The following is a 13,881-nucleotide window of genomic DNA, read 5'->3' as shown; positions in this document are numbered from 1 at the left end:
TCAACCGCCGAGCGTGGTCAGGAGCGCGCTCGAATCGGAGACCGCGCCGAACACGCCGCCTTGCATCGTGATCATGTGCAGAGCCGCCTGATGATTGGCGGGGTCGGTCGCACCGCAGCAGTCCGCGAGGACCGTGCATTCGAAGCCGCGGTCGTTCGCTTCGCGCATGGTGGTGTGGACGCAGACGTCCGTAGTGATCCCGGTCAACACCAGGTTCACGATGCCCCGCGTACGCAGGATCAACTCGAGATCGGTCGCACAGAACGAGCCCTTGCCGGGTTTGTCGATCACGATCTCGCCTGGCAGCGGTGCCAGTTCATTGATGATTTCCCAGCCCGGTTCACCCCGTACGAGGATACGGCCGCACGGGCCGTCGTCGCCAATGCCCACGCCTTCAGTACCCGCGCGGCGGCTGCGCCAACGCTTGTTCGCCGGCAGGTCCGACAAATCCGGCCGATGCCCTTCGCGCGTATGAATGATCGTAAAACCCTGCTCGCGCATCATGGCCATCACGCGCTTGATCGGCTCGATCGGCGCGCGGGTCAGCGACAAGTCATATCCCATCTTGTCGACGTAACCGCCGTGGCCGCAGAAATCCGTCTGCATGTCGATCACGACAAGCGCTGTGTTATCCGGGCGCAGGTTGCCATCGAAGGGCCAGGGGTACGGAGAAGCTTCAATGAATCGGTTCATGGTCGTGGCCGCCTTGAGGAGGGGTAAGCAGGTCGTTCAGCGTGTCAGACTCAGCTCGCCCGGTGCGCCGGCAAGCGTCCGGTCCGGACGGCAATTGATAATCATGATGGCGAGCGTGAGCACGTAGGGCGCGGCGTTATACAAGTAATAACCGCTCGTCACGCCAATCGATTGCAACGCAGGCCCGAGCGCTCCCGCTGCGCCGAAAAGCAACGCGGCCCACAGGCATCGCAACGGCTGCCAACGCGCAAAAATAACCAGCGCGACGGCCATCAATCCCTGCCCGCTGGAAAGCCCTTCGTTCCAGCTACCCGGATAAACAAGCGACAGATACGCCCCGCCGATCCCCGCGAAAAAGCCACCCACCGCTGTCGCCGCAATGCGAATTCGCGTGAGCGGATAACCCATCGCGCGGGCGGTCTCGGCATGATCGCCGACCAGACGCAAGGTCATGCCCCAGCGCGTAGTGCGCAGCCCCCATTGCAATACGAACGCCAGCACCACGCCAATCACGAACAGCGGGTTGATATGCAGCGCGTTGTGCAACTGCGGAGAACTCGTCCAGGTGCCGAGATCGAATGATTGAAGACCCGGCGCCTGCGGTTCAATAAACGGCTTGCCCAGATAAAACGCCAGTCCGGTCCCGAGCAACATGAGCGCGATACCGAACGCGATGTCCGACACCCGGGGCAGCGAACACACGAGCCCGTGCAAGCATCCGAGCAGCAAGCCGACCAGCCCGGCCGCGAGCACCCCGGCCCATGGCGAGCCGGTCAGGAACGAAGCGGCATAGCCGCTCATCGCACCCGAGACGAGAATACCCTCGAGCCCGAGATTGACCCGCCCGCCCTTCTCGGTCAGGCATTCACCCAAACTCACGAACAGATAAGGCGTGCTGACGGGGATCGCGCCGGCGAAGAGGGACAGCAGCAGGATCACGAAGGGCGAATGTGCGTCAGGCATGGGTCTGCTCCATCGGCAAGTTGATGTCGGTGAGTGCGGCGGCCTGCAGTTGCACGCGCCACGCGGCGATCCTCCCGCCCAGCGCTTCCCATGCCAGCAGGTTCGCGAACAACAGACCTTGCAGCACAAGCGTGGTGGCATCGGGAAGATCGAGCCGGCGTTGCAGCAGACTGCCGCTCGCTTCGATCCCGCCGATCATCAGCGCGCACACAATGATCGCGAGCGGGTTCTGGCGGGCGGCGAAGGCGACAAGAATGCCCGCGTATCCGTACCCGGCGAGCAACGACGCGTTCGCGCTGCCCTGCACCGCTGCGACTTCGAACATGCCGGCAAGGCCCGCCGCCGCGCCGCCGAGCGCGCAGGCGGCCAGCGCAAGCAGGTTCACCGGCAAGCCGACCAGTCGCGCCGCGCGATTGCTGCCGCCGACTACGCGCATCGCAAAGCCCTTGGTGCTGTACTTGACGAAGACCCACGCGCCGATGCACGCAAGGACGCCCCAGAAGAGGCCCCAGTGGACTTCGAGACCCGGGAGTGACCCGATCATCATCGATGGCGGGACGGGGAGCGTAGAGGGCTTGTTGAGACTTGCCGGGTCGCGCAGCGGCCCTTCGACCAGGTGCTTGAACAGCGCAATGGCGATATACGCCATCAACAGGCTGCTAATGGTCTCGTTGACCCCTCGCCATTGCCGCAGCGCGCCCACCGCACCAATCCAAAGCGCGCCCGCCAGCATGCCCGCGATCGCCATCAACGGCGTGGCGATCAGCCATGGCGTGCTGGCCGGAAGCATCTCCGGAACGATGGCCGCGCACATGCCACCCAGCGCCAGCGCACCCTCGCCGCCAATCACGACCAATCCGACCTGCGCGGGCAACGCGACGCACAGCGCCGTCAGCATCAGCGGCGAAGCGCGCAGCAAGGTGCTTTGCCAGGCAAACGACGAGCCGAACGCGCCCTGGAAAATCAGGCCGACGGCATCCAGAACCGGTTGACCCTGCACCAGCAGGAATAACGAAAACAGCACGAGGGTTCCGACAAGCGCAAGCACCGTCGGGATCGCCGGCAACAAGGCGAGCAATACGCGGGCAGTCTGGGCATGAGGACGCATCACGACTCCTTCAGGAGATCAGCATGACTAATCATCAGATCTGGCCGGCCACACCCACCACGAGATAATTCATGCTCTCAAGCGTGTAGTCGGTCTGTACGTGACTTGTTCCGGAGGCGATCGCCACACCGCCTTTGTTGTCCTTCACCGGCCCCTTGAAGATCACGAAGTCGCCCGCCATCATGCTGCCCTTGATCGTGTCCGCCGCCTTCTTCGCGTCGGGCGTGACCTTCGCGCCGTACGGCGACATCTTGACGAAACCTTCCTTGAGACCGCCGCGCAGCACGTTGGGCTGGGGCTTGCCGGCCTGCGCATCGGCGACAAGTGCCTTGTAGGGCGTCGCCCAGTCCCACTCGGCGCCAGTGAGATAACCTTTGGGCGCGAGAGCCGCCTGGCTTGCGTGATAACCGCAACTCATCACGCCGCGCTTCTCCGCCGTTTCCACCACCACCTTCGGGCCATCGACGTGACAAGTGATGACATCGCAACCCTGGTCGACGAGACTGTTGGTCGCTTCCGCTTCCTTCACCGGCATCGACCAGTCGCCGGTGAAAATAACCTGCGTGGTGATGGCCGGATCGACGGACTGCGCGCCGAGCGTGAACGAGTTGATATTGCGCAGCACCTGCGGGATCGGCTTGGCCGCCACGAAGCCGAGCTTCCTGCTCTTGCTCATGTGGCCCGCCACCACGCCGTTCAGGTACTGGCATTCATCGATATAACCAAAATAGCTCGCGATGTTCGGCGGATTGCCCTGCTTCCATAAACCACCGCAATGCGCGAACCGGACGTTCGGATACTTGGCGGCCATCTTGAGCACATGCGGATCGAAGTATCCGAACGAGGTCGCGAAAACAAGCGTGGCGCCGTCCTGTTCGATCATCGCTTCCATGGTCTTCTGGACCGCTATGGTCTCGGGCACGTTCTCTTCTTCCACGACCTTGACGTTGGGCAGCTTCTTGATGATTGCCGCCGCCGACGCCTGCGCCTGGTTGTAGCCATAGTCGCCGCGCGCACCCACATAGATCACGCCGACCGTTGTGTTGCCCGCAGCGAACACCGACCGGAACGGGGCCATGGTCGCGAGTGCCAACAGGCTCGCGTCTTTGATAAAAGTGCGGCGGCTAGTCATGTCATTCGACTCCTGGTTAGCGGTTATTGAGCGGTTCTGAAGACTGTGGAGGTAAGTGATCCAGCGCCGAAAGCCGGCGTGCCGGTCGCGCCGAAAGCGCAGCTAAATGAGCCGCGATGCGTGGACGGGTCGAATGGATCAGTGAGCTTGGACATGAATTCCGTCTTGCATACAAGATGGAATTCATTAATGCAGGAGCTATGCCAGGAGTAAGGGCTGTTCGCGTTTATGGCTGTTGTGCCTCGTGGCACAAGGCTCTGCGGCCATCACGCGGGCTTCCCACGACGGCTTATTGAGTGCCCGGTGATTTAGCTGCTGGTGCGCGGTGCACCGTTGAGCGTCGTGCACGCACAAAAGCGGCGCCCTCGGCGCCGCGCATCAAAGGTGATCCTGAAGATGCCCCTTTCAGGACGCCTGGTTCGCGCGCGAGGACGCGAGAGCGCTTCGCGCTGTCAGGAACTTCCCTAGAAAAATCGACGGCCGCTCGACCAGGAAGTGAGTTACGGCAGCAACGGGAATGACAAGCACCGCCGCTATCACGATCGAATGCCATGCCGAACCCGAAGCAGGCATCAGATGGATTACCGTAAGGAGAACGACAGTATGAGTCAGATAGAGGCTGTAAGAGATCTTGCCCAGGAATACGATCGGACCTTTTGCCAGCACCAACGTGAAGCGCCTGGATACGATTGCCGTACAGACAAGCCCCGCAGCGCCCGCCGCGACACACCAGTCGAAAATGTATTGGCCTACGACCCCCGACGAAATTGACATCACCGAGCGCGACAGGAAATAGAGCGTGATTGAAGCGGCGAGAACAAGCCGGGTTCGATTGCCCTGCAAGAGCCATCGTTGCCAGCCCATGCGGTGGAAAGCCAGCGTCGCGCCGACGATGAACATCCCCAGGTAGTGCGCCGTCATCGCCCAGTCGCCCGTGAAGCTTGGGCTGCTGCTCTTGCCCGTATTTCTGCCCATCGCAAAAGCGAAAGAAACCAGTGAAATGCACAACGCCACAGCCAGGCAACTACGCGCGGAAAAGCGGCTGACGCAATATACGACTAGCGGCATCATCAATGAGATACGCATTTCGTAAATCAGTGACCAAATAACTGGAAGCACACGATTGGCTTTATATTGTCCGATGAATAACAAATGATCCAGTATTTCCCCGCCAGAGAATGATCCGGTCCATACATGGTTGAACCATGAACCGGCCCATTCAACAGGCTCTATCTTGATCAGAGTAATGGCCGAAAAAGCGATAAACAATACGGCGAGATATGGCAGGTAAATCCGGCAAATCCGCTTGATCACGAAGTCGCGATACGTAATGCGGCGGTCCGATATTAGCTGGAGTGTCAGGACAAAACCGCTAAGTATGAAGAATAAGATGACCGCTTCATGGCCGAGCGCCAGCACGCGCAACGGCGACCTGGGTATCCACCAGAGCGGGCCGACCAATACGAAGTGATTAATGACGACCATCAGGGCAGCGATGCCGCGCAGAGCATCTAGCTGGGGATAATAGCGGCCGCAAAAATGACTTGTTTCATTCATCCGATAAATACCTTTGCAATGGTGGTTATAGGTGAGTGACGACAATGTTCGGTTGATACGTTCTACCAAATTAATTAATTGGTAAAGGAAAGTTTAATGGCCGATTAGATAGACGAATACGGCTGTATTACTTTCTAATACTTTTTTTCATTCTTGCCGATGAACGCCGATGGGACATCTGTAGTTTTTGCCAGCGTGTTTTAGGTAGCTGTACGGGTAAGTGTTGGTGATCGAAGCCAAGACTCGGGCCGCCTGGATGGTCTCGCTCGAGACGCGGATTGCGTCTGTTTGAACGTACCAAGGGGCGGCTCGTGCCGACGTCGGAGGCACAAGCGCTGTCCTGATGCGCGCGGTCTACCGGCAGGCGCAACGTACGGACCGGCAGATCAACAATGCGTCGCTGCCAGTGTGATGTTGCGGGAAGTGGTATTGGTCTGGCTTTCGTTGACTTGAAAGTCTGCGGCTCGGTCACAGGAATCGAAGATCATTTTTTCGTGTGTTTGATTCCTGTTTTATCGGAGTGCTGTCCTTGATTCGCGCTTGGGATCGGATGGGAGCGTGTGGACAAAGCCTCGGTTGAGCGTTCAGGAGTGTCGATTGCAAGTTTGAACAGGGCGAAAAATCACGAACAGCATGAGCGTTCTGGAGATCAATCCGGATAGCCCAGACATCTTCGAGTTTCAGCGGTGGCTTCTGGTCGACCAGCTTGCCGTTGTTCCCCTCTCCACGGGTTTGTTCGGTTTGCATGACAAACTCCCACAGGGATAATGGGAGTTCGATTGTGGTCCGTCAGCGAATGCTGCTCTCGACGAGCTTCGCTCGATCGGAACATTAACGGGCCCGCAGCATGCGACCCGCTCTTGTCAAAATGGATGGCGGTGCTGCTGACCCGGCAGCGCAAAATCGATCTGTCGTCACGCGAGCGGCGTCACGGATGATAGGGTGATTTTCTGCGAATCATCGCACCGGTTGCCGTAGCCCGCGTGGAAGTTTTGCTGCCCCCTTCGGCCCGCTTACGGAAGCCGCAGAACACGAAGCGCCGCATCGGCGATCGGGCAATCTGAACCTGAGGAAGCATGCCGCAAGTCAAAACACCTGGCGTATATATCGTCGAAGAGAACGCGTTCCCGAATGCCGTGGTAGAGGTTCCTACCGCAGTTCCAGCATTTATCGGCTACACCGAAACGGCGCGCGGCGGCAGCGAATCCAAACACTATGTACCCACCTACATCGGGTCGCTGGCCGACTACGTGAGGATTTTCGGCGGCCCGTGCCAAGCAGCCTTCACGCTGGCACAAAGCGTGGACAAGACGCAATACATCGTTGCGCAGGATCCGGCCGGCCGCTTCTTTCTGTACTATGCGGTTGCCCTGTATTTCGCCAACGGCGGTGGCCCGGCATATGTGATTTCCATCGGCAACTATGCCGACGCGATCCTGAACGGCAAGAGGGCCGCCGATTTCATGCCCGCACCGGACCCGGTTAATCCAGCCATCGTGTCGCCATTCGATGCATTGGAGAAAGTACTCGACGTCACGCTGCTGGTAGCGCCCGACACGGTGCTGCTCGACAGCGCATCGTCTTGCTATGGGTTCTGGACCGCGGCGTTGGCCCATTGCGGGTATATGCAAAGCCGCATGGCGTTGATCGACATTTTCAACGGCGACCAGTCGCGCACGCATGCATCGGACACCGATGTGATCTCGGGCACCAAGACGGGCTTGCGGAATCTGATCGGCACGGACTTCCTGAATTACGGCGCCGCGTACTATCCGTGGCTGAACTTCGACGTCGTCGATAGCGGCAAGGTGACCTACGCCAATCTGAACAGCGATTCGCTGGTCGCGCTGCGTCAGGCGCTGAATGAAGAATTAGCCACGCTGAACCCGCCGCCAAGTGCGTCGCAACTGAAGATGATGCGGGAGTTATACGCCGCGCTGTCCTTGCAGGTCAACGATGCCACCGGCAAACCGCTGACCGATAGCGACGGCAATCCATTGCCAGACGACAAGGGCAACATGCAAGCCAACGCGATCAATGCCGCAGCGGCCGTCACCCGCATTCACGATCAATTGCGCGGCCTGAGTCCCGTCTACCAACGCATTTGCGCCGACATGCTTAAACGCGCGAACGTGTTGCCGCCATGTGGCGCGATCGCCGGCGTGTACGCGCGAGTGGACAGCACTCAAGGCGTGTTCGTAGCGCCCGCTAATACCAGCATCAACCAGGCAGTGACACCAGCAGTGGAGATTTCCGCGGAAGATCAGGAAGACCTGAACGTACCGCAGGACGGGCGTGCGGTGAATGCGATCCGCACCATTCCGGGTCGCGGCCTTGTCATATGGGGCGCACGTACGCTAGACGGCAACAGCGACGACTCGCGCTACATTAACGTGCGCCGGACGATGATCATGCTGGAGCAGTCGATCAAGGCTGCCGTGATGACGTACGTATTCGCGCCCAACGTGTCGACCACCTGGGTCTCGGTCGAAAACATGATTTCGAATTTCCTTCTCAACCAGTGGCGTGAAGGCGCTTTGATAGGATCGAAACCGCAGGACGCATACAGCATAAGCGTTGGGCTCGGTACAACAATGACCGCCCAGGACATTCTCGATGGTTATATGCGAGTGGCGATCAAGGTGGCACTTTCCCACCCGGCTGAATTCATCGAACTGACGTTCCAGCAACAGATGCAGACTTCCTGATTAAAACTGACAAGGATAACTGACTATGGCGGGCGAAACACAAGACCAGAGCATCGGGCCGTTACCCCAATTCTACTTTTCGGTGGATATCGGCGACCAGCAGAACCTGACGTTTCAGGAAGTATCGGGACTCGACGCCGAGACGCAGGTCATCGAATATCGTGCTGACGACAGCAAACAGTTTTCGACCGCGAAGATGCCGGGAATCAGGAAGGTGGGGAATGTTACGTTGAAGAAGGGCGTTTTCGTCCAGGATGAAAAGTTCTGGGACTGGTATTCGCAAATCGAAATGAACACCATCAAGCAGGTGCCGGTGGTGATCAGGTTGCTCGACGAAAAAGGCAACGCCAGCATGGTGTGGACGCTGCTGAACGCGTGGCCGACTAAAATCACGGGCGTCGATCTGAAATCAGATGGGAACGAAGCGGCGGTTGAAACCCTTGAGATTGCGCACGAAGGCATGACGATCAAGACCGGCTGAGCATCGGTTTTTGGTGACATTGGGGTGGCGACGTCGGAGAGGGGGATATAGGTCGCTTTCCTGCCGTTCCTGCACCGATGGCGGCGAATGTCAGGTCTCACTGTCAGCGAATGCGTGCTCCCGACCCACAAGGGACGGTCAACTTTCCGCGAAGCGGACATTCAAATTAACTGAGGCGCCCGACCAGACGTGGACCGAGTAACGGCCATCAGTCGAAGGCATCGCAACTGGCAGCGAGGTTCATCTAGGTGGCAGGTTCGAACGTCTCTGCGCCTAATGAGATCGACGTGCGTTGCCACATGAAGCGGATGCTCGTCGCACGGACGATTTCAGCTTTTTGAGGACGCAAGAGACGCGATCTGGCTGTGAAATTCGGACAGAAACGCGTCGCGAGCCCGCAATCCGACGGGCGTTTTCTGCGGTCCCGTACCATCGTCCTGTATCAGTCTCGCGAACACAAGAGTCTTACCGTCACGCCGCGCCCATCCAACGAACCATCCCCAGCCGCGCGTCCTGTCGTCTGACCCGTCAGCGTTGGCGGGGAACCCGGTGCCGGTTTTTCCATGGACGTCCCACCCGTCGGAAAGCTGAGTGACCTCCGTTATCTGCTCGGTCATCGCGAAGGCATGCTCGCTTGCAGGCAACTTGTGATTCACTAATTTGGTCAGAAAGGCTACCTGCTCCAGCGGACTAATTTGAAGCGATGAGTCGATCCATGCATGAGTCAATCCGTCGGGGTGACGCCTGTCGCCTGCCACGTCCGCGTTACCAAAATCAAATTTCTTCGCATAGCCTGCAAAGCGATCCATGCCTAGCGATTTCGTTACCTGCTGAGAGAACCAGACTACCGAATATTTGATCCAGCTAGTCGGATCGGTTGGTTGCTTCCATGCTACGCCGCCCCAATCTGGGTAACCTTTCTGAAACTGAAGTGTCGGGGTGTGGGTGTCTTTCAGAAACCCTGAATCGTATCCCATCAGGCTGATAGCAATCTTGAAGGTTGATGCTGGCGTCGTGCGTATAGAACAGTTCCCCTGTTCCACCAGTATTTTGCCGCTGCCCGGATCGGTGACGACTGTGCATATTGTGTGCGCATTGACCGAAGTGGCAAGGCTTGCAATCGCAGCGACCAGAAGCATTCGATGTTTCATCACGTCTCTTTTCTGGTTGACATAGGTAGACGAGTTATCTCTCGCCTCATTAGAGCTAGGGCCGACGGCGACCGGCGCAATTCGCCCCACGATGGCTCGACAACGTTCCGTTAGCGAACCGTCATGATTGATCGGTGTGTGGTAGGCCAGCTAGGAGATTCGATATGTGATTCCCGTTGACCGCTCGAAAGGCGAAGCGTTACCGGACGCCATCTCGGTGTATTACAAACGTTTCGGCGCGGGTTCCATAGTGCTTCGTCACCTCGGCATCGGCCATCAGTTTGGACGATTTCAGGATTGGTCCCGCCACCATATACAGTCGATCGGGATCGGGACCGTACATATACAAATACCCGTCATTACCGTCGATGTGAAACTCCGTCTCACCGAGTTCGCCAACACCCGCACGTTTTATCGCACTTTCCAGCCGCTGTTCCAAAACCCGAATTCGCGCCCGGTCCTTGGGGTAGTAATCGAAATGGACCATCATTACCGGTCCTGGTGGCCTCTGTGGCTGTTCCGAAGCTGCGCTGCCCACGAACAGAACTGTGCATAGAGCCGCGACAAATACTTTTATTCTCAACATGGGTGCGATATCGTCTGCGAAATGAAAATCAATTGTCGACGATGTAGACAGTCCCGTCGAGCATCCCTGTGTGGTCGCACCCGGACCCACGATACGGTTGGGTCTGCTGAGGCAACTATCCGCTGGCGTGACGCGTTTCTGCAGGCGCTACCCACGTCCGCAGACGCGACGCCGGGACAGAGACCGTGAGCCCGGGCCCCCGCAATCTGCGGATCGACACGCTGCGCGGCGTGTCGATCCTGCTCGTTTTGCTGCATCACTTCAACATAGCGTACGTACTGCGCGATACGGCCGTCGCGCACGCATTCGGCTGGGACGCCATGCATGCCGTCGTCCGGAACGGCAACTATGGCGTCACGATGTTCTTCGTCATCTCGGGCTACCTGATCACGTCAAACGCACGGCGCCGATCGGGCTATCTCGGTGCAATCGATGCGCGAACTTTTTATGTGTCGCGCATCGCGCGCATTATGCCGTGCCTGCTCCTGTTGCTCGTCCTCGTCAACGGGCTTGCGGCGGCCAGCGTGCCGATATTCAGCAATCATGCGCCGCTTGGCGTGCCTGTGTCGTTCTGGCTCGTCAATTTCGCGTCGTTGACTTTTTGGATGAACGTGCTGATCGGCTCATACGGCTGGGTCAACTACGCGCTCGGCGTGCTGTGGTCGCTGTCGGTCGAAGAGGTGTTCTACCTGTCGTTTCCACTGCTTTGCATCGCGCTGCGCCGCGATGGGCGACTGCTCGCGTTCTGGGCGTTCGTCGTCGCGATTGGCCCGTTATATCGGGCGACACATTCTAGCGACGAAGGCGGCTTTCTCTACGCGTACTTCGCGTGCTTCGACGGAATCGCGATCGGCTGCTGTACAGCGCTGCTGGCCGACCGGCCTTTGTGGCGCGCAGTCGCGATGCGCACCACGCAATGGCTGACGGTCACCGGAATGACAGTTCTTTATCTTGCGTGGCCCATCGCGCAAAGCCACGTCTTCGGCGTGACCGGCATCGCACTCGGCACGGCCGTGCTGCTGATCAACGCGCATGCCAGCAGTGCTCCCGGAAGCGCTCGCCTGCTGGCGCCGCTACGCTGGAGTGGCAAACTCAGCTACGAGCTTTATCTGTTCCATCTCGTTGTGCTCGGCGGGCTTCGCACGCTGTATCCACCATCGGCGACGCACGGTAATGAGAAACTGCTGTTACTCGGCGTTTTTCTGGTGCTGTCGGCTGCTGTGAGCACACTGATCGCGCGAGGCTATGCGACGCCGCTCGATCGCTTCGTTAAGCGGAAGTGGCTTCGCGCCTCGGCGCGAGTTCCGGACGGCGCTCGCCTTTGACACCACGACGCGGGTTCCCATCAGTTGCATCGGGTGTCAGCGATCTAGACATCAACCGCGAATGGCCGAATGTGGCCGGACCCTTCCTGACGGCGCTCGGCGCTATCCGACCCTGAACGTCGTTCGAAAAGCCCGGTATTGGCCGTTGAGCGCAGGGCATTCAAGTGTAGATTTCAGCACAAAGGGGTTTCGAGTGCGCTCCACTGCTCGAGCTTGTCCGCCTGTTTTTGCAGCCATTTTGGCGGAAGCACTGCGGAACCCCATTCGTCGCTGCGGCTCGCATACTCGCCCAAAAACCAAAAATGCCGCGCGGATACAAATAGCGCTATCGCCGAACAATCACTCGGAGACAGTGGCGACACCTCGCGATAGCCATCGACGAAGCTCTTCCATCGTTCACTCTGCTCTGAGCTTTGCTCCAAGTCCTTGCTGTTCAACAACATAGCCCAGAGATAAACCGCGAGATCGTATGCAAGGTAACCGGGGCCTCCGTCATCGAAGTCGAAAAACGAACCAACGCGGCGACCGTCCGAAGAGCTTGTCATGAACGTGTTTCCGCCATGGCAGTCACCGTGGCAGAAGACCATTGTCAGTTGCGTCGTTGCTTCGATCTTTACGATTAGATTCGAGGCTATGTCCCTTAGGCGTTCGGAAAGAACCTCGTCCATCGATGCGTGATGCAAAAGCCGTTGTAAAGGCCGACTAACTAGATGTTGAAGATCTAGGACGTAATGACTTGCCGGCCCGCTATAACTTCGCGCTAAACGATGCAGAGTAGCGAGGCTGGCAGCCATCGTTTTCGTGTGCTGAAGGTCAGTACCGGGAGGATCGCCTGCCAAGAACTCGAACACGACGAGTGAACGGTGGCCTTCCGCTGCATCGACTTCGATACTGAGCGCGCCCGTGTTTGTAGGAAGCGGCGCCGCCACATCGCCGCCTGCTGCCTTTAGATGGTAAAGCAGTGAGGTTTCGTAAGCGACGTTTGATTTCCCCCCCGCTCGACGGGAGCTGAGGCGAGCTACCTTGCTGCTGCCATCGGCAAAGCGAAGAAGATAGACATCGTTGAACCCTCTTCTAAGCAAGCTGCATTCGAACGGTGAGTCAAACGGATATGCCGACGCGATGAAATCGCGGAGGTCGTTTCCGTCTATTGTCGAATACGCGGCGCGAAGTGGCTTGGAGGGTGTGAACCCAAGTTCTGCCATACATACGCTCCCGATCTGGTCTGACCGAGTATTGTGCGTGCGTTTGCTTTCAACAAGCAATCGTCGAAAGTCGCCTCGATTGTTAACGAGTCAGAGCCCCGCCCTGAATGACTCAAACTGGCCGGGCCCGGTCCGACGTTGAACTTGTGGAGTGAGCCGCCATTGATCGGGGCCATGTCGGGCAGAAGTCGACCCTAAACAGACCGTCAGTTTATTAGTAACGGCCATTTGCAGAGATTGCTTCAAAGGCCGCAATTTAAATGTCTTCAAGAAGTTTAGGCACTCCGTTAGTCCGTCGATAGCCGAACCGCAAACGCTAGCAGTACGGCGGAGAATGTCCACCGTTGCAAGGCTTGCGCATGAGGATGTTTGCGCAGCCATCTTGATAAGCTGACGGCGCAAAGTGCTAATGACACATCGAAAATAACGCCGAGTGCGACTAACACTATCCCCAATTCTGCAATTTGCCACCCCATCGAACCCGCTTGCGGAAGCACGAACTGCGGCAATAACACAGAGCAAAACAGAAGCGCTTTGGGGTTGAGAATGCTACTAAGCGTGCCCTTTAAGTGTTCAGGCGAAACGGATTTCAAATTCTGAGCCATAGCCGGCGAGCAGCTTCGCGATTTCAGCATCGATGGTTTCCTTCGTCCAGGTGATGAAACGTCGCCAGTGATACTTGGCGTGCTTCCAGACGATTTCAATCAGGTTCAGCTCGGGACTGTAGGGCGGCAAATAGTTTATTTGAAAATCAATGCTTTAGAAAAAATTGACGTAAAGTCGTCCTGTTTGGTTGATAGGTGGGCTGCGGAATTTCGCGAGGTTGGCTGAACGTTTAGCGATCCGAACATAGAGTTACGTGGTCACCGATGCGTGGTGGCCATCGCATTGGGTATAGGTGTGCTTGGCTGGCTGTTCTATCGCAATTTTCGCGAGACGAATCTTTTATACGGGCTGCTTGGTTCAGCGCTC

The 13,881-nt window shown here is 57.9% G+C and carries 13 protein-coding genes and 1 pseudogene; 3 read left to right on the top strand and 11 right to left on the bottom strand.

Features of this window, described 5'->3' with window-relative positions; translation table 11 throughout:
• The 6 genes from GSQ93_RS10890 to GSQ93_RS37775 all read right to left on the bottom strand — a co-directional run bounded on the left by GSQ93_RS10890 (position 1) and on the right by GSQ93_RS37775 (position 6,200).
• Positions 1–693 carry a cysteine hydrolase family protein gene (locus tag GSQ93_RS10890; RefSeq protein ID WP_158935661.1) on the bottom strand — a complete coding sequence of 231 codons (693 nt, stop codon included), beginning with the start codon at positions 691–693 and terminating at the stop codon, positions 1–3.
• A 36-nt stretch (positions 694–729) separates the two neighbouring features.
• Entirely contained in the window at positions 730–1,656 is a 927-nt protein-coding gene (locus GSQ93_RS10885; RefSeq protein WP_158935660.1) for an ABC transporter permease, read from the bottom strand.
• Positions 1,649–2,764, bottom strand: coding sequence for an ABC transporter permease (locus tag GSQ93_RS10880; RefSeq protein WP_158935659.1), 1,116 nt, complete (start codon positions 2,762–2,764; stop codon positions 1,649–1,651). The genes GSQ93_RS10885 and GSQ93_RS10880 overlap by 8 nt, the downstream gene beginning before the upstream one ends.
• A gap of 34 nt (positions 2,765–2,798) precedes the next feature.
• Positions 2,799–3,896, bottom strand: coding sequence for a BMP family ABC transporter substrate-binding protein (locus GSQ93_RS10875; protein WP_158935658.1), 1,098 nt, complete (start codon positions 3,894–3,896; stop codon positions 2,799–2,801).
• Between the two features lie 405 nt (positions 3,897–4,301).
• Entirely contained in the window at positions 4,302–5,453 is a 1,152-nt protein-coding gene (locus tag GSQ93_RS10870; protein WP_158935657.1) for an acyltransferase, read from the bottom strand.
• A gap of 468 nt (positions 5,454–5,921) precedes the next feature.
• A complete protein-coding gene (locus GSQ93_RS37775; protein WP_216857616.1) occupies positions 5,922–6,200 on the bottom strand; it encodes a hypothetical protein in 279 nt (92 codons plus the stop codon).
• 329 nt (positions 6,201–6,529) lie between these two features.
• On the opposite strand from GSQ93_RS37775, the gene GSQ93_RS10860 reads away from it, so the two are divergent.
• Entirely contained in the window at positions 6,530–8,161 is a 1,632-nt protein-coding gene (locus GSQ93_RS10860) for a phage tail sheath C-terminal domain-containing protein (protein WP_158935656.1), read from the top strand.
• Between the two features lie 25 nt (positions 8,162–8,186).
• Positions 8,187–8,642 (top strand): phage tail protein, encoded by a 456-nt coding sequence (locus GSQ93_RS10855; protein WP_158935655.1) that lies wholly within the window; start codon positions 8,187–8,189, stop codon positions 8,640–8,642.
• A gap of 329 nt (positions 8,643–8,971) precedes the next feature.
• Here GSQ93_RS10855 and blaOXA read toward each other — a convergent pair whose 3' ends face one another.
• Entirely contained in the window at positions 8,972–9,793 is an 822-nt protein-coding gene (gene blaOXA / locus GSQ93_RS10850) for a class D beta-lactamase (RefSeq protein WP_158935654.1), read from the bottom strand.
• Between the two features lie 199 nt (positions 9,794–9,992).
• Positions 9,993–10,283: a hypothetical protein gene (locus GSQ93_RS10845; RefSeq protein WP_158935653.1), complete on the bottom strand. Its 291-nt coding sequence runs from the start codon at positions 10,281–10,283 to the stop codon at positions 9,993–9,995.
• 281 nt (positions 10,284–10,564) lie between these two features.
• Between GSQ93_RS10845 and GSQ93_RS10840 the strand changes: the two genes are divergently transcribed.
• Positions 10,565–11,704 (top strand): acyltransferase, encoded by a 1,140-nt coding sequence (locus tag GSQ93_RS10840; protein ID WP_158935652.1) that lies wholly within the window; start codon positions 10,565–10,567, stop codon positions 11,702–11,704.
• Between the two features lie 173 nt (positions 11,705–11,877).
• Here GSQ93_RS10840 and GSQ93_RS10835 read toward each other — a convergent pair whose 3' ends face one another.
• From GSQ93_RS10835 to GSQ93_RS10825, 3 genes and pseudogenes are all read right to left on the bottom strand, one after another.
• Complete coding sequence (locus GSQ93_RS10835; RefSeq protein ID WP_158935651.1) at positions 11,878–12,909, bottom strand: phosphotransferase enzyme family protein; 1,032 nt, start codon at positions 12,907–12,909, stop codon at positions 11,878–11,880.
• Positions 12,910–13,196: 287 nt separating this feature from the next.
• Positions 13,197–13,478, bottom strand: a pseudogene (locus tag GSQ93_RS10830) (LysE family translocator); the annotation flags it as partial.
• Between the two features lie 4 nt (positions 13,479–13,482).
• Entirely contained in the window at positions 13,483–13,653 is a 171-nt protein-coding gene (locus tag GSQ93_RS10825) for a transposase (RefSeq protein WP_257026768.1), read from the bottom strand.
• Between the last annotated feature and the right edge of the window lie 228 nt (positions 13,654–13,881).

Source organism: Burkholderia sp. S171, assembly GCF_009766085.1.
Taxonomy (GTDB): Bacteria; Pseudomonadota; Gammaproteobacteria; order Burkholderiales; family Burkholderiaceae; genus Caballeronia.
The sequence above is the reverse complement of the archived record's forward strand: the minus strand, read 5'-3'. Positions and strand labels throughout refer to the sequence as shown.